The organism is Paracoccus sp. (in: a-proteobacteria) (genome assembly GCF_046462195.1).
Lineage (GTDB): Bacteria > Pseudomonadota > Alphaproteobacteria > Rhodobacterales > Rhodobacteraceae > Paracoccus.
In genome coordinates this window covers 1-21543 of the sequence record NZ_JBKGUN010000215.1, presented here as the reverse complement: position 1 = coordinate 21543, position 21543 = coordinate 1, and the positions used below count along the sequence as shown (strand labels likewise).

At 64.4% G+C, this 21543-nt stretch carries 24 protein-coding genes and 1 other RNA gene; 9 read left to right on the top strand and 16 right to left on the bottom strand.

Annotation, left to right across the window (positions count from 1 at the left end; genetic code table 11):
* Positions 1–44: 44 nt before the first annotated feature.
* From gorA to gmk, 5 genes are all read right to left on the bottom strand, one after another.
* Positions 45–1424, bottom strand: a complete 1380-nt coding sequence (gorA, locus tag ACLHHB_RS13325; protein WP_410218766.1) for a glutathione-disulfide reductase — start codon at positions 1422–1424, stop codon at positions 45–47.
* Positions 1425–1428: 4 nt separating this feature from the next.
* Positions 1429–2184, bottom strand: a complete 756-nt coding sequence (gene rpiA / locus ACLHHB_RS13320) for a ribose-5-phosphate isomerase RpiA (protein WP_410218765.1) — start codon at positions 2182–2184, stop codon at positions 1429–1431.
* Between the two features lie 130 nt (positions 2185–2314).
* Positions 2315–3421, bottom strand: coding sequence for a sensor histidine kinase (locus tag ACLHHB_RS13315; RefSeq protein WP_410218764.1), 1107 nt, complete (start codon positions 3419–3421; stop codon positions 2315–2317).
* A gap of 3 nt (positions 3422–3424) precedes the next feature.
* Positions 3425–3946, bottom strand: a complete 522-nt coding sequence (locus ACLHHB_RS13310) for a gamma carbonic anhydrase family protein (protein WP_410218763.1) — start codon at positions 3944–3946, stop codon at positions 3425–3427.
* The gene (gene gmk, locus ACLHHB_RS13305) at positions 3946–4581 is read right to left on the bottom strand and encodes a guanylate kinase (protein WP_410218762.1); all 636 of its coding nucleotides are present in this window, start codon (positions 4579–4581) and stop codon (positions 3946–3948) included. Before gmk ends, ACLHHB_RS13310 begins: the two co-directional genes overlap by 1 nt.
* Positions 4582–4772: 191 nt before the next feature.
* Between gmk and ACLHHB_RS13300 the strand changes: the two genes are divergently transcribed.
* Positions 4773–5594, top strand: coding sequence for a PAS domain-containing protein (locus ACLHHB_RS13300; RefSeq protein WP_410218761.1), 822 nt, complete (start codon positions 4773–4775; stop codon positions 5592–5594).
* Here ACLHHB_RS13300 and ACLHHB_RS13295 read toward each other — a convergent pair.
* From ACLHHB_RS13295 to ACLHHB_RS13255, 9 genes are all read right to left on the bottom strand, one after another.
* A complete protein-coding gene (locus tag ACLHHB_RS13295; protein WP_410218760.1) occupies positions 5591–6544 on the bottom strand; it encodes a GNAT family N-acetyltransferase in 954 nt (317 codons plus the stop codon). The genes ACLHHB_RS13300 and ACLHHB_RS13295 overlap by 4 nt on opposite strands.
* Positions 6545–6547: 3 nt before the next feature.
* Entirely contained in the window at positions 6548–7717 is a 1170-nt protein-coding gene (gene rnd, locus ACLHHB_RS13290) for a ribonuclease D (protein WP_410218777.1), read from the bottom strand.
* 126 nt (positions 7718–7843) lie between these two features.
* Positions 7844–8203, bottom strand: coding sequence for a monovalent cation/H(+) antiporter subunit G (mnhG, locus tag ACLHHB_RS13285; RefSeq protein WP_410218759.1), 360 nt, complete (start codon positions 8201–8203; stop codon positions 7844–7846).
* Positions 8200–8490: a monovalent cation/H+ antiporter complex subunit F gene (locus ACLHHB_RS13280; RefSeq protein ID WP_410218758.1), complete on the bottom strand. Its 291-nt coding sequence runs from the start codon at positions 8488–8490 to the stop codon at positions 8200–8202. The genes mnhG and ACLHHB_RS13280 overlap by 4 nt, the downstream gene beginning before the upstream one ends.
* 4 nt (positions 8491–8494) lie before the next feature.
* Positions 8495–8971 carry a Na+/H+ antiporter subunit E gene (locus ACLHHB_RS13275; RefSeq protein ID WP_410218757.1) on the bottom strand — a complete coding sequence of 159 codons (477 nt, stop codon included), beginning with the start codon at positions 8969–8971 and terminating at the stop codon, positions 8495–8497.
* Positions 8968–10467, bottom strand: a complete 1500-nt coding sequence (locus ACLHHB_RS13270) for a Na+/H+ antiporter subunit D (protein ID WP_410218756.1) — start codon at positions 10465–10467, stop codon at positions 8968–8970. The genes ACLHHB_RS13275 and ACLHHB_RS13270 overlap by 4 nt, the downstream gene beginning before the upstream one ends.
* Complete coding sequence (locus ACLHHB_RS13265) at positions 10464–10898, bottom strand: Na+/H+ antiporter subunit C (protein WP_410218755.1); 435 nt, start codon at positions 10896–10898, stop codon at positions 10464–10466. The genes ACLHHB_RS13270 and ACLHHB_RS13265 overlap by 4 nt, the downstream gene beginning before the upstream one ends.
* A gap of 2 nt (positions 10899–10900) precedes the next feature.
* Positions 10901–11320, bottom strand: a complete 420-nt coding sequence (locus ACLHHB_RS13260) for a Na+/H+ antiporter subunit B (protein ID WP_410218754.1) — start codon at positions 11318–11320, stop codon at positions 10901–10903.
* A gap of 1 nt (position 11321) precedes the next feature.
* On the bottom strand, positions 11322–13613 hold the full coding sequence (locus tag ACLHHB_RS13255) for a putative monovalent cation/H+ antiporter subunit A (RefSeq protein WP_410218753.1): 2292 nt from the start codon (positions 13611–13613) through the stop codon (positions 11322–11324).
* 402 nt (positions 13614–14015) lie between these two features.
* On the opposite strand from ACLHHB_RS13255, the gene ACLHHB_RS13250 reads away from it, so the two are divergent.
* The 3 genes from ACLHHB_RS13250 to gndA all read left to right on the top strand — a co-directional run bounded on the left by ACLHHB_RS13250 (position 14016) and on the right by gndA (position 16598).
* Positions 14016–14561, top strand: a complete 546-nt coding sequence (locus tag ACLHHB_RS13250) for a biotin transporter BioY (protein WP_410218752.1) — start codon at positions 14016–14018, stop codon at positions 14559–14561.
* A gap of 125 nt (positions 14562–14686) precedes the next feature.
* Complete coding sequence (locus ACLHHB_RS13245) at positions 14687–15139, top strand: PaaI family thioesterase (RefSeq protein ID WP_410218751.1); 453 nt, start codon at positions 14687–14689, stop codon at positions 15137–15139.
* Positions 15140–15197: 58 nt separating this feature from the next.
* The gene (gndA, locus tag ACLHHB_RS13240) at positions 15198–16598 is read left to right on the top strand and encodes an NADP-dependent phosphogluconate dehydrogenase (RefSeq protein WP_410218750.1); all 1401 of its coding nucleotides are present in this window, start codon (positions 15198–15200) and stop codon (positions 16596–16598) included.
* Position 16599: 1 nt separating this feature from the next.
* Here the strand turns inward: gndA and ACLHHB_RS13235 are convergent, their stop codons facing one another.
* Positions 16600–17103: a MarR family winged helix-turn-helix transcriptional regulator gene (locus ACLHHB_RS13235; RefSeq protein ID WP_410218749.1), complete on the bottom strand. Its 504-nt coding sequence runs from the start codon at positions 17101–17103 to the stop codon at positions 16600–16602.
* A 206-nt stretch (positions 17104–17309) separates the two neighbouring features.
* Between ACLHHB_RS13235 and ectA the strand changes: the two genes are divergently transcribed.
* The 4 genes from ectA to ACLHHB_RS13215 are packed head-to-tail and all read left to right on the top strand — an operon-like array spanning position 17310 to position 21022.
* Positions 17310–17843 carry a diaminobutyrate acetyltransferase gene (gene ectA, locus ACLHHB_RS13230; protein WP_410218748.1) on the top strand — a complete coding sequence of 178 codons (534 nt, stop codon included), beginning with the start codon at positions 17310–17312 and terminating at the stop codon, positions 17841–17843.
* A gap of 54 nt (positions 17844–17897) precedes the next feature.
* Positions 17898–19193 (top strand): diaminobutyrate--2-oxoglutarate transaminase, encoded by a 1296-nt coding sequence (ectB, locus tag ACLHHB_RS13225; protein WP_410218747.1) that lies wholly within the window; start codon positions 17898–17900, stop codon positions 19191–19193.
* Between the two features lie 5 nt (positions 19194–19198).
* The gene (locus ACLHHB_RS13220) at positions 19199–19591 is read left to right on the top strand and encodes an ectoine synthase (protein ID WP_410218746.1); all 393 of its coding nucleotides are present in this window, start codon (positions 19199–19201) and stop codon (positions 19589–19591) included.
* A 3-nt stretch (positions 19592–19594) separates the two neighbouring features.
* Positions 19595–21022: an aspartate kinase gene (locus ACLHHB_RS13215; protein ID WP_410218745.1), complete on the top strand. Its 1428-nt coding sequence runs from the start codon at positions 19595–19597 to the stop codon at positions 21020–21022.
* 66 nt (positions 21023–21088) lie between these two features.
* Here ACLHHB_RS13215 and ACLHHB_RS13210 read toward each other — a convergent pair whose 3' ends face one another.
* Positions 21089–21349 (bottom strand): PepSY domain-containing protein, encoded by a 261-nt coding sequence (locus ACLHHB_RS13210; protein WP_410218744.1) that lies wholly within the window; start codon positions 21347–21349, stop codon positions 21089–21091.
* Between the two features lie 70 nt (positions 21350–21419).
* On the opposite strand from ACLHHB_RS13210, the gene ssrA reads away from it, so the two are divergent.
* Positions 21420–21543, top strand: a transfer-messenger RNA (tmRNA) gene (gene ssrA, locus ACLHHB_RS13205); the annotation flags it as partial.

The following is a 21543-nucleotide window of genomic DNA, read 5'->3' as shown; positions in this document are numbered from 1 at the left end:
ACAGGCCCCTGCCGATGCGGCAAGGGGCCGCGCCCACGGGATTGTCAGCCGCCCAGCCCTTCGTGACGCCGCGACGGGTTGCGCATGGTCACCAGTTCCTCGGCGGCAGTGGGATGCACCGCGATGGTTGCATCGAACTGCGCCTTGGTCGCGCCCATGCCGATGGGAATGGCCGCAAGCTGAATCATCTCGCCGGCTTCGGGGCCGAAGATGTGGCAGCCCAGCACCTTGTCGGTCGCAGGATCCACCAGCAGCTTCATCATCACCTTGGCGTTGCTGCCTGCGAACATGGATCGCATCGGCCGGAAGACGGTCGAATACACATCGACCGGGCCGCGCATCCTGGCCTCTTCCTCGGTCAGGCCAACCGTGCCCAGTTCGTGCGGGCGCAGGTAGACGGCGCTGGCGACCACCGAATGATCGACCTTGCGCGGTCTGGCGCCAAAGATCGTGTCGACAAGGCTGTGCCCTTCGCGGATCGCCACCGGGGTCAGGTTCACCCGGTCGGTCACGTCACCGACCGCAAAGATCGAAGGCACGCTGGTTTGCGACCATTCGTCCACAACAATCGCTCCGTTGGGCTTCAGCCGGACCTCCGTGTTCTCGAGGCCCAGCCCCCAGCTGTAAGGGTCACGGCCGGTGGCGAACAGCACCCGGTCGAACTGGTCGCGGCTGCCGTCGTCAAAGCTGACTGCGACTCCCTCGCCCGACCTTTCCAGCGTCGTGGGCGTCAGGCCAAGGCGCAGATCGACGCCCACATGGCTCAACTGCAATGTCGCCAGATCGCGCGCCTCGCGGTCAAAGCCGCGCAGCACCGCATCGCCGCGATAGGCCTGCACGGCATCCACGCCCAATCCCGCCAGGATGGTCGCGAATTCGCAGGCAATGAACCCGCCGCCCACCAGCAGGACACGGCGCGGCAGCTCGTCCATCAGGAACAGGTCGTCGGACACCATCGCCAGTTCCTCGCCCGGAACGCCGATCTTGGCCGGACGCCCGCCAGTGGCGATCAGGATGTTTCGGGCCGTCTTGCGGGTGCCGTCGGCCAGTTCGATCGTGTGGTGATCGGCCAGCCTGGCACGCTGGTCGTGGATCTCGACACCCGCGCGATCCAGCCCGGCGCGATAGATCACCTCCAGCCGGGACAGTTCGGCATCCAGCTTTTCGCGGAAAACCTCCCAACTGAATGTTCCGGCCTGCGCGTCGCACCAGCCATAACCGCGCATCTCGTCAGCCATCAGCCCGGCCTGCGAGGCAAAGATCATCAGCTTCTTGGGAACGCAACCGCGGATGACGCAGGTGCCGCCCATGCGGCTTTCCTCGGCCAGACCGACCTTGGCGCCGTGCTCGCCCGCGGCGATCCGGGCTGCCCGGACCCCGCCCGAACCACCACCGATCACAAACAGATCATAGTCGAAAGTCACCGTCTCACTCTCCTTCCTGGGCCAGCATGTCGGCATCGATGTCGGCATCGCGCGCCAGCTCGACCACGCTGCCGTCGTCGCGCCCGATGATGGCCAGATCGCACATCCCCAGGAACAGCCCGTGTTCGACCACGCCGGGAATGGCCGACAAGGCGCGGGCCAGCGCGGCGGGATCGGGGATTTCCCCCAGATGCAGGTCCAGAATAAAATTGCCCTCGTCGGTGATGACGGGATCGCTGTTCTTCAGGCGCTGCAGAACGTCGTGCTCACCCAGTTCCAGCGCTTCCAGCGCCCGGCGGATCAGCTTGCGCGTGGTTTCGAAGCCGAATTCCAGCACCTCGACCGGAAGGGGAAAGGCCCCCAGGGTTTCGACCACCTTGGCCGGATCGGCGATCACCACCATCCGCTCGCTGGCGGCGGCAACGATCTTTTCGCGCAGATGGGCGGCCCCGCCCCCCTTGATCAGATGCAGCGACGGGTCAACCTCGTCGGCGCCGTCGATGGTCATGTCCAGCCAGCCGATCTGGTCCAGACTCTCGATCCGCAGCCCCAGGCTTTTCGCCAGGTCCGCCGTTGCCTTCGAGGTCGCGGCACAGCGCAGCTTCAGCCCTTCGGCTGCCGCGCGCGCCGCCAGTTCGCGCACCATGACGCTGGCGGTCGAACCCGTGCCCAGCCCCAGCTTCATCCCGTCCTCGACCAAGGCCACGGCTGCCCGCGCGGCAGCCTGCTTGGCCGGATCGACCTGCGAGGTTTGCGACATGTGCCTTTTTCCTTCCACAAGACCTGCCGCGCTTATAGGCCAAGCCTTGACCGAGGGCGAGGGGCCTGCGGCAACGGATACGCCGGCCTTTCCTGAAAACTGATCGTCATGCGGACCGGCCTGGCCGGCTTCAGCCGCGCGCCAGACCTTCGGGCAGGATCACGGTAAAGCGGCTGCCCTCGCCCAGGCGGCTTTCGATCCGCAACCGGCCGCGATGACGGTTCACGATGTGCTTGACGATGGCCAGCCCCAGCCCTGTGCCGCCCTGCGCCCTGGCGCGGTGCGTGTCGACACGGTAAAATCGCTCGGTCAGGCGCGGCAGGTGCTGTTCCTCGATCCCCTCGCCGTGGTCCTCGACCATGACCGCCCAGGCCGGGCCGCGCAGCAGCGGCTCGTGAGGGATGCGTGACAGGGCGATCCGCAATGCTCCACCCGATCCGCCATACTTCAACGCATTCTCGATCAGGTTCTGAAAGACCTGGATCAGCTGGTCTGGATCCCCCGGCAGACGCAGTTCCTGGTCCAGGCCCTCGGTGCGGATCGTGACACCCTCCATTTCGGCGCGCGGCGCCATCATGGTCAGCACACTGCGCAACAAGCCCGGCAGATCCACCCGGCCAGAAGGGCGGCGGCGTTCATCGGACTGGACCCGGCTCAACGACAGCAGCTCGTTGATCAGCCGGTTCATGCGGCCCGCCTCGCGCTCCATGATGTCCAGGAACCGGTCCCGGGCCCGGGCGTCATCACGCGCAGGCCCCCGCAACGTTTCGATGAAGCCGGTCATCGCGGTCAGGGGCGTCTTCAGTTCGTGGCTAACATTGGCGACAAAATCGCGACGCATCTGCTCGGCCTCTTCCTCGACCGAACGGTCGAGAACGGCGATCGTCGCGCCGCGGCCAAAGACCGAAGGCAGGCTGCCGACTGTCACCTCGGCCAGGATGTCACGCCCGTCCGCGCCGAACTGCGCCCGCAGGGTCAGAACGTTGTCCGGCGGCGGGGGCAGGCCCGGATCGGGCGGCGGCGGCGGCCCGGCATCCGGGTCCAGCATCCAGTCCACCGCCTGAACGATGGCGGGGTGGCGCAGCACGGTGACGAAAGGGCGGCCCAGGATCCCCTCGCCGAACATGGCGGTGGCCAGGGGGTTGACTGCGATGACCCGTGCCTCGCGATCCACCGCCAGCATCGGCAGGGGCACGCCGTCCAGAAAACCCGCGACCCGTCGTGGCGCACCCCGCATGGCTCAGCCTGCCGCCGTCAGGCCGGCCCGGAAACGCGCGGCATTTTCACGATATCGCGCAGCCGAGGCGCGCAGGTTCTGCCGGGCATCCTCGTCCATCATGCGCACCACCTTGCCCGGCGCGCCCATGACCAGGGCACCGGCAGGGATTTCCTTGCCTTCGGCGACAAGGGCGCCTGCGCCGATCAGGGCACCAGGTCCGATGACCGCGCCGTTCAGGATCGTGGCGCCCATGCCGATCAGCGCGCCGTCACCGATGCTGCAGCCGTGAAGAATGGCACGGTGCCCGATGGTGCAGTCCTGCCCGATATGCAGCGGATGACCCGGATCCGTATGCAGGCAGCACAGGTCCTGCACGTTGCTGCCGCGCCCCACGCGGATCGTTTCGTTGTCGCCGCGCAGGACAGCACCGAACCAGACCGACGCGCCCTCCTCCAGCACGACCCGCCCCATCAGCTGGGCATCGGGCGCGACCCAGCAATCTTCGGCCAGTTCCGGAGTAATGCCATCCAGCGACCAGATCATCAGCTTTCCTCCTCGCTCATCAGTTGCTTGACAAATGCACCCAGCCCTGCCTGCCGGTCGCGCCGCAACCGTTCCGCAGTCAGGATGGCACGCAAGCGCGCCTCCGTCTGGTCCAGATCGTCGTTCACCAGAACATAGTCATATTCGGCCCAATGACTGATCTCGGACCGGCTTTTCAGCATGCGGCCGGCGATCACCGCGTCGCTGTCCTGTCCACGCGCGCGCAGCCGACGCTCCAGCTCGGGCAGCGAGGGGGGCAGCACGAAGATCGACACGACATGACCGCCCAGCGCCGAGGCGCGGATCTGCTGGCCACCCTGCCAGTCGACGTCGAACAGGGTATCGCGCCCTTCGCGCATGGCGGTCTCGACGGGTCCGCGGGGACTTCCGTAAAAGTTTCCGAAGACCTCGGCATGTTCCAGCATCTGGTCCTGCGCCACCATGCGCTGGAAATCCTCGGCCGAGGTGAAGTGGTAATGGACGCCGTCGATCTCTCCCGGCCGCGGCGGGCGCGTGGTGGCAGAGACGGAAAACCGCAAGCTGGGGTCCCAATCCATCAAGCGCCGCGCCAGCGTCGATTTCCCAGCCCCCGAGGGTGATGACAGGATGACCATCAGGCCGGTTCGGTTCATCATCGCGGTCAGTCCTTTGGCGCATCCGTTCTTCCGGTCCGGGGATGCCCCGCAGGACGGTGACGGTCAAGCCCGGCCGGCGATCTTAACCATTCGTTCACGAAAGGACTCGGCCTGCTTTGCCATCTGGCATAGAACCGATGCAGCGAACAGGGGCCAGCTTTGGCCCTTTCCCGAATGATGAAGGATGGAACGTGCCCGAGCGGGACGACGGATCAGAAAAGGACAAGGGCTCCTTGCATGATGCGAGGCAGGCCAAGGTCCTGCGGCTGCAGGACTATGAGGTTCATCGGCCTGACCGTGTGCTGCGCGAACTGCGCGATTATTGGGACAGCATCCGCCATGGCCGTGCTGTTCCCGCCCGGTCGGACGTGGACCCGCGCGGCATCGCGCAGGCGCTGGATTTCGCCTTCATCCTTGAACGGATCGCGCCCGGTGCCGGGCGGATCCGACTGGCGGGCCGGCATCTGATCGACCTGATGGGGATGGAGGTGCGCGGCATGCCAATCTGCGCGTTTTTCCAGACCGCCTCGCGGGGCCGGCTTTCGGACGTTCTGGAAAGCGTGTTCAAGGCGCCGCAGATCGCACGCATCGGCCTGCAGTCGCGGGCGGAATACGCGCGACCCGAACTGCAGGGGCAGATGCTGCTGCTGCCGCTGCGATCAGACCTGGGAGACGTCACCCGCACCTTGGGTTGCATCATCTCGCATGGCGACCTGGGAGTCGCCCCCCGTCGGTTCGACCTGATCGACGATGAGGTCATGCCGATCATCGAGGGAGGAACGACGCTGGCTCCCTCGCCTTCCGCTATGGGCTTTGCCGAAGAAGGCCGTACCTTTGTGCCGAAACGCCGCGGACGTTCGGCCAGCGGACAGGACAAGCCGCTTCAGGGACAGGAACAGGCACCTTTGCCTTCTCCTCCGGCCAACACACCCGAAGCCAGCACTCCCGAAGAGCGTCGCGCCATGTTCCGTATCATTGCACCCGCATCGGACAGGCCGAACACTCCGGTCTAGGACAAGAGGCCCGGCCGCCAGCGGTAAAGTGCCGCCTTGGCCGGCGCGTCCGCCCCCATTTCCGGCAATGCTACATCCTCGGCCCGCCGAAACCCGAGGTTCTTCATGATCTTGCGGGCGGCAAGGTTGTCCAGTGCAACCTGCGCCACCATTTCTGTCGGGCCAAGGCGTGCCGTCATTTCGGCGAGAACGGCGGCGGCCATCTCCTGTCCCAGCCCCTGCCCCCACAGAGCGGGATCCAGCACGAGCGACAGCCGCACGGCCTCGCCACCGTCTAGGCAGACGGCACCGATCACCCGCCCCTTCAACCGCACGGCCAGAGACAAGGGCGGCAGCAGCCCGCAGCCCGAGCTTTCCCACAGGAATGGCGCATCAAGGTCCGTGATCTGCGGCAGCGACGCGATGCGGCGCAGGTCAGGCAGATCCGCAGGCACAACGGGGTCGATGTGGAGGCGGGGTGTGCGCAGGGTGAACCCATGGCGCGATGCAAAATCAGTACACGACAGGCGCAACGACATGGCTGCGACCGAACGGCCCTGCGATGCCGAAAAAAGCTGCACCTCCTCGATCGGCTGAAAGCCCAGCCAGTTCAGCAGCCGGCGCGAGCGTTCGTTGCCGATCAGGCAGCGCGTCCGAACATCGGTGGCGCCGGTTCGGAAAAGCCGCGACAGCGCCAGCACGCTTGCGCGGCGACCGATGCCTTGTCCCTGTCTTTCAGGCGCGATCCACAGCCCGAAAGCGCGTCCTGCCTGTACCACACCCGCAAGGCGGTCATCGACACGGATCGCATGTTCGTCCAGAGAAGCGCGTGCCACGAACGCCTGCGCATCCGTGATCCGGTATGGCCATGGCACCGTTGTCAGCCATCGCACCGTGTCCCAGTCCGCCAGCGCCGCTGTGATGGCATCGACGTCTTCGGGCCAAGGGCGTGACAGGACGACCGGCTGCATGGCCTAGCGCGCGGGAACGACCTTGACCGAGCCACCCTGTGCCGAGAGCGCGATCTCGCCAGCGGCCAGCCGCAGCGCATCTTCGCCAAAGACCTCGGCGCGCCAGCCTTGCAGGGCGGAAAGATCGCGGCTGCCCGTGGCGATCGCATCAAGGTCCGAGGACGAGGCAATCAGCTTGGGCGCAACGCCGGCCGCATCGGCCTTGGCCTTCAGCAGGACGCGCAGCAGATCCGACAAGGCGGCGTTGCCGGGCTTGCCAGGTTCCTCTCCCTTGGGCTGGGGCAGGTCCTTGGACTCAATTCCTGCCTTAACGGCTGCCAGTATGCCGTTCGCGATCTCGCCCTTGCGGGCCTCGCGCAACAACAGGCGCGAACGGGCCAGATCGGCCTCGTTCAACGGCTTGGTGGAGGCAAGCTCGATCATCGCGTCATCCTTGAAGACACGGCTGCGCGGGATATCGCGTTCCTGCGAATAGGCCTCGCGGAAGCGAGCCAGTTCGCGCAGAATTGCCAAGAAGCGCGGCGAGTTGGTGCGGGTGCGCACCTTCAGCCAAGCCTCTTCGGGACGGGTGATATAGGTTTCGGGATCTTCCAGAACCGCCATTTCTTCGGCCAGCCAGGCTTCGCGGCCGGTCTTGACCAGTTCGGCAGAAAGAAACTCGTAGATGACCCGCAGATGGGTCACATCGGCCAGCGCATAAGCGGCTTGGGCATCAGTCAGCGGACGGCGCGACCAGTCGGTAAAGCGCGACGACTTGTCGAGGTTGGCCTTGGCAATCTTGCGCACCAGCGTCTCGTAGCCGACCTGTTCGCCAAAGCCGCAGACCATCGCAGCCACCTGCGTATCGAACATGGGCGTCGGAAACAGCTGCGCATCATGGAAGAAGATTTCCAGATCCTGGCGGGCGGCATGGAACACCTTGACCGTCGCGGTGTGCCGGAACAGGTCGTAAAGCGGCTCCAGCGACAGTCCTTCGGCCAGGGGATCGACCAGAACGGCCTGCCCGCCGTCGATCTTGGGAGTCGAGGCCGGCGGCAGCGCCAGCTGGATCAGGCAAAGCTTGGACCAATAGGTCCGCTCGCGCAGGAACTCGGTGTCGACGGTGACATAGGGGGCAGTCTTGGCAACCTCGCAGAAGCGCGCAAGCTCTTCGGTGCGGGTGATCGTTGTGATGTCCTGGCTCATTCGGCTCTTTCAGATCAGGCGGTTCGTCCGCCAATCCGAATGATCTACGATCAAGTCCCCGCTTTGGAAAGCCCCCTTTGCCGACAGGGCCAAAGGATGGCCCTGTTCGGGCGCCTACTCGGGCGCCTTTTCGGGGGGGCGCGTACGCAGCGCCTCGGCCACGCCGTCCTCGCATTGCGTGCGGTCGACCATAGGCACGCCGGTCCGGAATGCCGCACGGCCGATCAGATGGGCGGCCACGGGCGCGGTCAGCAGCAGGAACAGGATCGCCGCCACGGCACGGGCGATGACGGTGCCTTCCGCAAAGGATGCGGCGACCGCAACAAGGATCAGCCCCGATCCCAGGGTGCCTGCCTTGGTCGAGGCGTGCATCCGGGTCAGAAGGTCCGGCAGCCGCAGGACACCGAGACCCGCGGCAAAGCAGAAAACTCCCCCCGCGATCACGAACAGCGAGATGACGATCTCTCCGATCATAGCAGCTCCTCCGCCTTCAAAAGGATGCGCCGTTCCAGATAGCGCGCCAGGCAAACCGTCGCCAGAAAGCCCACCAGCGCCAGAACGACGGCAACGTCCAGAAATGCCGCGCTGTTCGCCTGGAGCGCGGCAAGGCCGCCAAAGGACACCAACTGCACCGTCATCATGTCCAGCGCCACGATCCGGTCCGCAAGCGTGGGTCCGCGCACCAGCCGGATGGCCGCCAGTGCCACGCCCAGGATCACCAGGGCGAAACCGAAAAGAACCGCGTAATCGAGAATGCTCATCGCTCTACTCCGTCGCCTCGCGTACCCAGACCTCGAACCGGTCGCGGATCTGCGCCCGGATCGCATCAGGATCGTCGCCAAACATCGCGTGGATATACAGGGTCTTGCGGTCCTCGGACACGTCAAGTGTAAGCGTGCCCGGCGTCAGCGAGATGAAATTGGCCAGAAGGGTGATCTGAAGGTCGGTCGTCACGTTCAGGGGCACCGCGATCAGCGCCGGCTGCGACGCCTGCCCCGGCGTCAGCACGTCGCGCACCACGGGGATCGAGCTGACGACCAGTTCGTAGACAAACATCACGATCAGCCGCACCCAGTAGTACAGGCGCATGAAATAGCTGCCCGTTTCCGGAAACAGCGGCCGGACCAGCCACATTGCCGCCAGACCGATCAGGAACCCGGTCGCAAGGCCGCCAAGCGTCAGCCCGCCCGTCAGCGCGACCCAAGCCAGCGCCAGCAGCATGTTGAGGGCAAAGAGGTTCATGGCTGCACCCCCAGAACGGTTGTGACGTAATCGGTCGGATCAAGCAGCTGGTTGGCCGACGTTTCGGCGAACTGCACGAAAGGCTCGGGAAAGAGGCCGATGATGCAGGTCAGCGCAGCCAGGGCCACGATGGGCAGCATCAGCGCGACCCGGTCACCCATCGACAGGTCCGACAGGCGGGGCTTGATCTCCTCAGGGTGGGGCGGCCAGAAGGCCGAGCCCCAGATCTTGGTCATCGAGAAGATGGTCAGGAGACCCACCGCCAGCGACAATGCCGCGACAACCCACATCTCCAGATCGATGGCGGCCTTGACGACAATGTACTTGGCCCAGAAGCCCGACAATGGCGGAAAGCCAGCCAGCGAGAAGGCGGGTACCAGGAACAGGAAGGCCAGCAAGGGCGCATGGGCATAAAGCCCGCCGATCCTGGCCAGATCGGTCGACCCGGCGATCCGCTTTGCCACACCCGCCACGAAGAACAGGTTCGCCTTCACGATGATGTGGTGGACCAGATAGAAGACCGCACCCATCAGGCCCAGGGGCGTGTACAGCGCCAAGCCCAGGACCATGTAGCCGATCTGGCTGATGATGTGGAACGACAGGATGCGGCGGAAATCGTTCATTGCCGCCGCGCCCAGAACACCCGTGACCATGGTCACGACCGCCATCCACAGCATGATCTGATGGGTATAGCCCACATCCTGATCGAAGATCAGCGTAAAGGTCCGGATCAGGGCGTAAACGCCCACCTTGGTCAGCAGGCCCGCGAAGATCGCCGAAACCGCAACCGGGGGCGTGTGATAGGACGCGGGCAGCCAGAAGAACAGCGGAAAGAGGGCCGCCTTGACGCCGAAAGCCACCAGGAACATGATCGCGATCGTGCTGAGCAGGCCGGTGTTCTGAACCTCGCGCACGGCAAGGTGCAGGTCGGCCATGTTCAGCGTGCCGGTCACACCGTAGAGCAGGCCGATCCCGGCCAGGAACATGATGGTCGACACCAGGTTCAGCATCACGTACTTGACGCCGCCGTCCAGCTGCTCGCGCGTGCCGCCCAGCACCAGCAGGCCGAAGCTGGAGATCAGCATCACCTCGAACCAGACGTAGAGGTTGAAGATGTCACCTGTCAGGAAAGCCCCGCAAACTCCGACCAGCAGCGTGTGCAGCAGGGCGTGAAAGCCCAGACGCTCGAGCCGCTCGGGTATTTCCGACAAGGTGTAGATGACCGTGGCAAGGCCGGTGATCGCCGTGATGACGACCATGACCGCCCCCAGGTAATCGGCAACCAGCGTGATCCCGAAAGGGGCGATCCAGTTGGACATCTGGGCCGCGACCACGCCTTCGTCCAGAACCTCGGCCATCAGGGAGATGCTGGCGAACAGAAGCGCCGTCATCCCAGCGACCGAGATCCAGCGGCCGGCGGGCGAGTTGCGGAACAGATAGGACAGGACCGCCGTCATTGCCGGGATGAGGATCGGATAAACGAGAAGCCAGCTCATATTCCTGCCTCCCGGCCCGATGCGGGATTGTCGCTGTCTGCCTGTCCAAGGCCCAGCGTGCCGGTGTCCAGATCCTTGGCATCCATGGGTTCGGCCACGCGCATCTCGTCGCTGTTGACGGTCCCCAGCGTCATGTAGGTCCGGTAGAACAAGGCCAGCGTGAATGCCATGAGGCCGAAGCCGATGACGATCGCAGTCAGCACCAGCGCCTGGGGCAGCGCATTGGCCACCACGCCGGAAGGAACATAGGTGCCGGGCTCGATCAGCGGCGGCGCTCCGGCAGTCAGGCGGCCGGCTCCGAAGATCAGCAGGTTCACGGCATTCGACAGAAGAACCAGACCGAACAGGAAACGCAGAACGTTGCGGTCCAGCATCAGATAGACCGAAGTGGCCACCAGCACGCCGATGGAGATTGCAAGCAGAAGTTCCACCCTCAGATCTCCTGTTCCAGTGCAAAGACCAGCGTCAGGATTCCGCCGAAAACCGCCATATAGACTCCGATGTCGAAGAACAGGACCGTGGAAATTGGCAGTCCGTGTCCGCCATCCTCGGCAAACAGGAACAACCACTGACCGGTGAAGAAGGGCTTGCCCACAAAGCCTGCGACCACCCCGGACAGGCCCGCGATCCCGACACCCGCCATGGCCAGGTTGGCGGGATCGACCCGCAGCGCCGCCCGCGCCTCGTCGACCGAGGTCGCAATGGTGTAAAGGATGAAGGCCGTCGCACCGATCAGCCCGCCGATGAAGCCGCCGCCTGGCAGGTTGTGGCCGCGCAGCAGCGCATACAGCGAAAAGACCAGCAACAGAGCCACCAGCAGTCGCGTGGCCGTGGTCAGGATCAGCGACTGCATCCTATGCCTCCTCGTTCTTGTCGCGCCGGGCCGCGGACGTGCCGCGCAACAGCGCAAAGGCTGCAATGGCGGCCATGACCACGACCGTGATCTCGCCAAAGGTATCAAGGGCACGGAAGTCGACCAGGATCACGTTGACGATGTTGCGGCCATGCGCCTCGGGATAGGAGGCGGCTTCGTAGAAGCTGGTCAGCCGCCGGTCCATGTCCCCCGCCATGACGGCCATCATCAGAAGGGTCGTGACCAGACCCGCCCCTGCCGCAATGACGGCATGGCCCGGACGGAACGAGGTCTTGGAACGGCGCGGCAGGTAGGGCAGCCGCAGCATCACGATGCTGACCAGAACGGCAACCAGAACCTCGACCAGAAGCTGGGTGATGGCCACGTCCGGGGCGCTGAACATGATGAAGATCAGTGCGACGCCGATGCCCGTCACGCCCATGGCGGCGACGGCCGTCATGCGGCTGTGCGTCCAGACCACCAGCATGGCACCGGCGCAGATCAGCGCCAAGACCGTCCACTGGACCGGGTGAACGCCTTCGGTCGTCAGGGTGAGTTTGGCGGCAAAGGCGCCCTTGACGACAAAGGTGCCTCCGACCAGCACGACGAAGCTGGCAAAGATCACCGCCATGTAGCGCTGGAGGCTGCCGTTCTGGATCAGTGCGGCCTGCCATGCGGCAAAGCTCTTGAACCCGTCGAGGAAACGGTCCCAGCCTGCATCGAAGTCGACGGGGCTGCGCGCCTCGATCGCGGTCAGACGGGCGCGGATCGCCTCGTGGCGACGATACATCAGCCAGCCAGCCAGGAAGGTCAGCAACGACAGGAACAGCGCCATGTTGAAGCCGCCCCACAGGTACAGATGCACGGGCCGCACTTCGCCATAAACGGCATGGGTGGCGGGACCGATCAGGTAATGGCCCAGCACGCCCGGCAGCAGCCCGAAGATCAGCGACAGGGCACCCAGCACCAACGGACCGACCAGCATCGGCCAAGGCCCCTCATGCGCCGGAATGGGCGTCGGCGCCAGTTCGCCGCGGAAGGGCTTCAGCGCGACGATGCCGCCGACAACGAACATCATCACCGACGCGGCAAAGATCATCACCGTGACCCACAGCGCACCAAAGCCACTGAGGCCCAGACCTGCCTTGTACATGAACTCCTTGCCGACAAAGCCGATCATCGGGGGGATGCCCGCCATGCTGATCGCGGCCAGCGCGGCGGCCAGTCCGGTCAGCGGCATGGCCTTGGACAGGCCACGCAAAACCGTTGCTTCGCGCGTGCCGGTGGAATGGTCGACGATGCCGATCATCAGGAACAGCGCCGCCTTGTAGAGCGAGTGCGTCACCAGGAACAGCATCGCCGCCATGATCGCGTAATGCGTGCCGGCACCGATGAACATCGTCAACGAACCCAACGCCATCAGCGTCGTGTAGGCCAGCACCTGCTTGATGTCGGTTTGCCGCAGGGCCATGACCGAGGCAAAGACGGCCGTGACGCCCCCGAACAGGGTCAGGATCCAGAACCACGCATCCGTGCCGCCCAGGGCGGGGTTCATGCGTGCCATCAGAAAGACCCCCGCCTTCACCATCGTCGCACTGTGCAGATAAGCGGACACCGGCGTCGGCGCGGCCATTGCGTTCGGCAGCCAGAAATGGAACGGCACCTGCGCCGATTTCGTGAAGGCGCCCGCCAGGAACAGCAGCATAATGCCCAGATACCAGGGATGGGCCCGGATCATGTCGCCCTGGGTCAGGATCTGCGACAGTTCGAAGCTGCCGGCGACATTGCCCAGGATGATCATGCCGCCCAGCAGGATCAGCCCGCCCGTTCCCGTGACCAGCAGCGCCTGCAGCGCCGAGCGGCGGGACTTGGCGCTGTCGGCGTTGAAGCCGATCAGCAGGTACGAGGCAATGGTGGTGATTTCCCAAAAGACGAACAGCGCGATCAGGTTGTCGGCCAGGACCAGACCCAGCATGCCGACCATGAACATCAGCAGGTAGGTGACAAAGCGTGGATAGTCGGGATGCTGCCCCAGATAACGCGAAGAATAAAGCGTCACGGCCGCGCCGATCCCGGTGATCAGCAGCGCAAAGGTCATGCTGAGCCCGTCCAGCAGCACCGAAAGCCGGATGCCCAGCGAAGGCACCCAGTCGATGCCGGCCAGCATGGGAGCCTCGGCAACCTGGGGTAGAAGCCCCAGAAAATACAGGAAAAGGACGGACGGAAAGGCAATGGATATCCATCCAGCCGGTCCCCCCATCACGCGATCCACCTTGGGATAGTCGTCGGCCATGTCTCGAACCTCTGTCGCGGCATGCAATTGGCGACGGGTCTTAGCACCCTTCCTTTCCGGAAAACAGACGCCCGTCGGCTTAAAGCTTCGGCGCGATACGAAAATTGGCATCCTGCCGGACCGGCACAGGGCTGGACGATCATCGCTGGCGGCCGAAATGCCGACGCCCCTGTAAAGGAGTGAAGGGGCTGTTATCGCCCTCCGCCAGAGACGGGATGCACCTGCCGCCGCAGGCCGTCCGGCTGCGACGCTGGGTCGCAGGACCGCTGATTGTTGCATTCTTTCGAGGCCGGTCAGGCACGATCGGGGCCTTGTGCGGAACAACGGGTTGGGGTTTGCTTGCGCACCGGCTCAGGCGGCACGGCCGCCGTTGATTCGCATTGCTCAAGAGGGGGACGACCCATGCTGCTTGCCCAGAAACAGGAAACATCCCAAGGGTTTGCCACCAAGTTCGGCCTGACGCTGGCGGCCGCTGCGCTGATCGCGCTGGGCGCCAAGGTGCAGGTGCCGTTCTGGCCGGTGCCCATGACGCTGCAAACGTTGGCGGTTCTGGTGATCGCGGCGGGACTTGGCCCGCGCCTCGGGCTCGCCGCCATGGGCACCTATATGGCAGCGGGCCTTGCGGGGCTGCCGGTCTTTGCAGGCTCGCCCGAACGGGGCATCGGCCTGGCCTATCTGGCAGGCCCGACGACGGGCTTCCTGATCGGCATGGCGCTGGCGATGGTCGTGACAGGCGCGCTGGCACAGGGCCGTGGGCTTGGCCTGCGTGCACTGGCCATGATCGCCGGTACGGTGGCAATCTATGTGCCGGGCCTGATCTGGCTGTCGGCCTTTGTGCCGGCCGACCGTCTGCTGGCGGCCGGTGTGGCGCCCTTCATCCTGGGTGACATGGTCAAGATCGTTCTCGGCACCCTGTTGCTGGAAGCCGGTCGCCGCTTGCGCCGCTGATCCGCGGGCCGGATGTTCCGGGCGGGGCCTTGTTGGCCCCGTCTTTCATTGCCCCTCGCATGGCCGCTTTTCATGGCCGCCCGTTCCCGCCACAGTCAGGCAGAGAACCAAGAGGGGACCAGGGGATGCCAGACCGATCGACCGAAACCATGCAGGACATGGTTCGCCGGGTGACCGACAGCTTCAATGCGCAGGGCCTGATGCGTCACCTCGGTGCGCGGATCGCCGCAATCAGCCATGGCGAGGTCAGGATCCATCTGCCGTTTCGGCCCGAACTGACCCAACAGCTTGGCTATTTCCATGCGGGCAGCAGCGCGGCCGTTGCGGATGCGGCCGGCGGCTATGCAGCCTTCACGCTCTTCCCGCCCGACACAACGGTTCTGACCACCGAATTCAAGCTGAACCTGCTGAATCCTGCCGCCGGAGATGCGCTGGAGGCGATTGGTCGAGTCATCAAACCGGGCCGGACCTTGACGATCTGCCAGCTGGACGTATGGGCGCTGCAAGGCGATGAGCGCCGTCACGTCGCGATCGGCCTGCAGACGCTGATCCGGGTCGCCGATCGCGTGACATCGTGACAGCTGTACATCGTTAGCGTAAACAGCCTCCCAAAGCATTTACGGACAAGAGGCAGCAATGGCGCAGGCGGAAATCGGACTGATCGGATTGGGGACCATGGGTGCGGCGCTGGCGCTGAACATCGCGGAAAAGGGCTTTCCCATCGCCGTCTGGAACCGCACCACTGCCGTCACGCAACGCTTTCACGCCGATGCCGGAGATCTGGCCGGATCCATCATCCCCACCGAAACGCTGGAAGCGATGGTGGCGGCCATCAAGCCGCCGCGCGCCATCATCCTGATGGTTCCCGCAGGCCCCGCCGTGGATGCCCAGCTGGAGGCGCTGGCTCCGCTGCTGGACGCGCAGGATCTGGTGATCGACGCGGGCAATGCCGATTTTCACGACACCAATCGCCGCAGCCGGGCGGAACTTCCGTTCCGCTTTCTGGGCATGGGCGTTTCGGGCGGGGAAGAAGGCGCCCGGCACGGACCGGCCATCATGGGCGGCGGCGATGCGGCCGACTGGGATCGCGTGTCCCCCGTGATGACCGCCATCGCGGCAAGGGCCGAGGACGGCACCCCCTGCGCGGCACGCATGGGCGATGCCGGCGCAGGCCACTTCGTCAAGATGGTTCATAACGGCATCGAATATGCCGACATGCAGATGATCGCCGAAGTCTATGGCCTGATGCGCGACGGCGCAGGGCTGGAAGCGGCCGCCATTTCGGACATCTTCACGGCTTGGAACAAGGGCAGGCTGCAGTCCTACCTGATCGAGATTTCGGCCAAGGTGACCGCCGCAAGGGATCCCCATACGGGCGCGGCCATGCCTGACGTGATCCTGGATCGTGCAGGTCAGAAGGGCACCGGCCGCTGGACAGCCATCGAGGCGCAGCACCTGTCTGCGCCGATCCCGGTCATCGAGGCTGCGGTCATGGCCCGCAACGTCTCAGCCCGGCTGGACGAGCGCCGGGCCGGCGAGGCCCGTTTCGGCGCCGCTCCGGGTCCCTGCACGCTGGAGGCACCCGTGCTGGAACAGGCGCTGATCGCAGGCAAGATCCTCTGCTATGCGCAGGGGTTCACCATGATCGGGGACGCATCGGCCAGGTTCGGCTGGACGCTGAACCTGCCTGACATTGCGCGCGTCTGGCGGGCCGGCTGCATCATCCGCTCCTCCATGTTGAATGACATGGCGGACGCACTGGCCGAGGATCCGGCCCGCAACCTGATCTTGGCGCCCTTTTTTGCTGACCTGATCGAACAAGCAATCCCCGCTCTGCGGCAGGTCGTGTCGCAGGGGATCGCCGCCGGCCATGCCCTGCCCGCGCTGGCTTCGGGGCTGATGTGGTTCGACCTCATGCGCACGGGTCGAGGCACCGCCAACATGATCCAGGCACAGCGGGATTTCTTTGGCGCCCACGGCTTCGAGCGGGTGGACGGCATCGACGATGTCCATGGCCCCTGGGGTCGTATGGGCTGACCTAGCTGCGCGTCCGGCCGATCTCGCCCAAGGTCAGGACAGGGGATGCGTCTATGCCCTGTGCGTTCAGCATGGCGGCCACACGCTCCAGCGAGGCGACAAGCATCGCCTGCTCCCAGTCCTGCATGGCCTGGAACCCGGTCACGAAATGCTGCTGCAACGCGTCAGGCGCCGTGCGCAGCGCCTCGGTTCCAGCGGGCGTCATGATGACGTGCAGTTGGCGGCGATCCGTGCTGGAGCGCTGCCGCTGCGTCAGGCCCAGCTTGTCCAGCTGGTCGACCAAGGCCGTCACCGTGGCCTGCGACACGCCCATGCGCGTGGCCAGCACGGTCGGCGTCGCGCACAGATCGTCACGGCTGGACAGGATCTGCAGCACCCGCAGCTTTGCCGGCGTCAGCCCGGCGGCTTGAGCCAGATCGCGTTCATACTGCTCGGTGGCGCGCAAGATGCGACGGAGGGCGATCAGGGCAGCGTCGGTGCGCGGGATGGCAGGCGGTTGGGTCATGACCCCCTATGCCATCCGGAGCCCCATCAAGGCAATGCCCCGGCCCTTCATGCGGCAAATGATCAGGTTTGCGAAGTGACATTCGGGGTGTGGTTGCTTCCCATTTCATCAATGTAACGGTTTTCCTGAGCAAAGCAGATAACGGTTGAAACCCGCGGCAGCACCTTTTAGTTAGTCAGACGAAGCAAAAAGGAAACAAGAAGCGCATGCCGGACGATCTGCAGGACATCGAACATCCCGCCAACCTCACGTTGCGCAAGCCTAGGGCGACCGACGGCACCGCCATCTGGGAGCTGGTGCGCAGCTGCAAGCCGCTGGACGAGAACTCGATGTATTGCAATCTGGTCCAAGCCGAACACTTTCGCGATACCAGTGTCATTGCGGAGCGTGACGGACAGATCTTGGGCTGGATCTCGGGTCACCTGATCCCCCACCAGGATGCACTGTTCGTCTGGCAAGTCGCCGTAAGTCCCAGCGCGCGTGGCCTGGGACTGGCACGCAAGATGCTGATGCATCTGGTTGGGCGTGACGAATGTGCCACCGCCATGGTTCTCAAGACGACCATCACGCGTGACAACGGCGCGTCCTGGGCGCTGTTCAACAGCCTGGCGCGTCAACTGGACGGGACGCTGGACGAGCAGCCGCATTACATGCGGGGCGACCATTTCGGCGGGCATCATCCAACCGAGCATATGGTGACGATCACCCTGCCTCAGGCATCCCGGGCCCGCGCCGCCTGAACCCTTAGAACATCAAAGCAACTGAAGAACGCACACCGTGCGAGAGGATTTCTCATGGCCAAGGACATGGCAGCAACGGCAGCCGATACAAGTATCTTTGAACGTCGGGAAAGCGAGGCGCGATCCTATTGCCGCGGCATTCCGACCATCTTCGCCTCGGCCAGCGGGTCGATCATGCGCGACGCTGACGGGTGCGGGCATATCGATTTTCTGGCGGGATGTTCGTCGTTGAATTATGGCCACAACGACCCGGACATGAAGGCTGCGCTGGTGGACCACATCACCAGCGACGGGATCGCCCACGGGCTGGACCTGCACACGACCGCCAAGGCAGAGTTCATGGAAACGTTCGAGCGCCACATCCTGGCGCCGCGCAGGATGGACCATCGCGTGATGTTTACCGGTCCCACCGGTGCCAATGCGGTCGAGGCCGCGATGAAGATCGCCCGCAAATCGACCGGCCGCACCAATGTCATCGCCTTCACCAACGGTTTTCACGGCGTGACGATGGGGGCCCTGGCGGCCACCGGCAACGGTTATCACCGTGGTGGCGCGGGCATGGAAACGCAGGGCGTCACCCGCGTTCCCTTTGACGGCTATGCCGACGGATTGGACAGCGCAGCCTTGCTGGACCAGATGCTGTCGGACAATTCCGGCGGGATCGACGCACCGGCGGCCATCATGCTGGAAACGGTCCAGGGCGAAGGCGGCCTGAACGCCGCATCGGCCGAGTTCGTGCGAGCGGTGGCCGACATCGCCAAGCGGCATGGCGCGCTGCTGATCCTTGATGACATCCAGGCAGGCTGCGGCCGCACCGGCACGTTCTTTTCGTTCGAAGGAATGGGTGTCGTGCCGGATCTAGTGCCGATGGCCAAGTCGATCTCAGGGTTTGGCCTGCCAATGGCGCTGGTCCTGGTGCACCCGGACCATGACGTCTTTGGGCCGGCCGAGCACAATGGCACCTTCCGGGGCAATACACATGCCTTTGTGACAGCGCGCATCGCCATCGAGAAGTTCTGGGCGGACAAGACCTTCGAGGCCCAGCTTTGCGACCGTGCCGACCAGATCGAAAGGCGGCTGGAACAATTGTGCGCCATGATCCCCGGCGCCTATCTCAAGGGCCGCGGCCTGATGCGGGGCGTCGACGTCGGGTCGGGTGAACTGGCAGGCAAGATCTGCAAGCAAGCCTTTGAAGGCGGCCTGATCATCGAAACCTCCGGGAACGAGGATCAGGTCGTCAAGGTTCTGGCACCGCTGACCACGCCGGCCGCGCTGCTGAACAGGGGCTTCGACATCCTGCTGCACGCCGCGCGGGACGTTCTTTCCAACACCAAGATTGCTGCGGAGTAACAGCCATGATCGTACGCGACCTCCACGACCTCAGGAACAGCGACCGCTCGGTTTCAAACCAGCGGTGGAATTCGGTCCGGATGCTGCTGGCGGATGACGGAATGGGTTTTTCCTTCCACATCACGACGCTGGAAGCGGGTTCGGAACACACGTTCCATTACAAGCACCACTTTGAAAGCGTTTACTGCATGTCGGGTAAGGGTTCGATCACCGACCTTGCAACCGGCGAAATTCATCCTATCAGGCCGGGCGTGATGTACGCCCTGGACCAGCATGACAGGCACACCGTCAAAGCCGAGGAAACCCTTGTCATGGCATGTTGCTTCAATCCGCCCGTGACGGGAACCGAGGTGCATCGCGAAGACGGCAGCTATGCCCCTGCCGATCGGACGGGATAAGGCATGACCCGGCAGACACATACGGTCGAAAAGATCGGCGGCACGACGATGTCGCGCATTCATGATCTGCGCGACACGCTGCTGGTCGCGGATCATGCCGCACCCTATGGCCGGATCTTTGTCGTATCCGCCTTTGGCGGCATCACGGACCTGCTGCTGGAACACAAGAAGTCTGGCAAGCCGGGCGTTCATGCAGCCTTTGCAGGCGGCGAAGGCGATCATGGCTGGCTGGCAGCACTGGATGGCGCCAGCCGTGCGATGACCGAGGCCCACCGGGTGGTACTGGATCATCCGGGCGACCTGGAACAGGCCGATGCCTTTGTGCGGGACCGCCTCATCGGCGCCCGCGACTGCCTGATCGACCTGCAGCGCCTGTGCTCCTATGGGCATTTCCGTCTTTCGGAACATCTGCTGCACACGCGCGAGTTGTTGTCTGGTTTGGGCGAGGCGCATTCGGCCCTAGTGACGACGCTGCTGCTGCAGCGCACGGGCATCTCGGCCCGGTTCGTGGATCTATCCGGCTGGCGTGACACGGACGAGGTCGATCTGGACCAGCGCATCACCGGCGCCATGGCGGGCATCGACCTGCAGTCGGAATTGCCGATCGTGACCGGCTATGCCCAGTGCCGCGAAGGACTGATGCGCGAATTCGACCGCGGCTATTCCGAAGTGACCTTTTCACGGCTGGCAGCCCTGACCGGTGCGCGCGAGGCGATCATTCACAAGGAATTCCACCTTTCCTCGGCTGATCCCAAACTGGTCGGCCATGGCGCAGTGCGCAAGCTGGGGCGGACGAATTTCGACGTAGCCGACCAGTTGTCAAACCTCGGAATGGAGGCCATTCATCCCAAGGCAGCCAAGACACTGCGCCAGTCGGGCGTTCCGTTGCGCGTCACCAATGCATTCGAGCCCGCCGATCCCGGCACGCTGATCGACGACCAGCCTGCCGCGCAGCCAGGGGTCGAGATCGTGACCGGGCTCGATCTTTACGCGCTGGAACTGTTCGAACAGGACATGGTCGGGGCCAAGGGATATGACGCCGCGATTCTGGACGTGCTGACGCGACACAAGGTGCGCATCGTGTCAAAGGTGTCGAATGCCAACACCATCACGCATTACGTGGACAGCAGCCTCAAGGTCCTGCGCCGGGTCGAGAAGGACCTGACCGAGCGCTATCCCTCGGCCGGCGTTTCGTCCCGGGCGGTGGCAATGGCCGCTGCCGTGGGGCGTGACTTGAGGGGCCTTTCCGTTCTGAGCCGTGGCTTGAATGCGCTGGCGGCGGCGGGACTGGAAGCCATCGGGGCGACGCAAGGTCCGCGTCCGGTCGATGTCCAATTCATCGTCGAACGCAGCGCCTTGGGCGCCTCGATCAGGGCGCTGCACGAGTCACTGGTGGAAGGCAAAGGGCACCGGCTTGCCGCAGTGGCCTGAACAAGAGGTCAGGCGCGAATGGGGCGGCACCCGGCCGCCCCCTTCCGTTTCAAACTTGTCGACAGGTTATTGGTTCACGGCTTTGCCGGTGACTGGATCCACACGCATTTCGGCGTCGCTTCCGTTGGCGGTGCGATACTCGACGTTGTAATAGCCGTCGTCATCCCAGTCGACTTCCTCGAAATGCGCAAGTTCCTCGCCCAAGTCAGTTTCGATCCTGGCCAGGATCTCGGAAAGAGGCATGGAATCAGCGGGCGGCATGTCCTGCGCGATCAGAGCCGTGGGCGTCAGGATCACGGCCAGCGCAACAAGCGGACGAAACATCATGAAAGACTCCTTGTTTCTTTCCATCATCGCTTGACCAACACGCGTTTGCCGGTCCGGTTCCTTGCAGCAGCGTCTTGCGGCAGGGCGTCTTCTGCCCTATATCGAATCTGTCAGGAGCAATCCGGACTATGGACATAAACGCGCTCGTAATAAGCGGATCGGACCCGGGGGCGGTACCCGGCGGCTCCACCAGA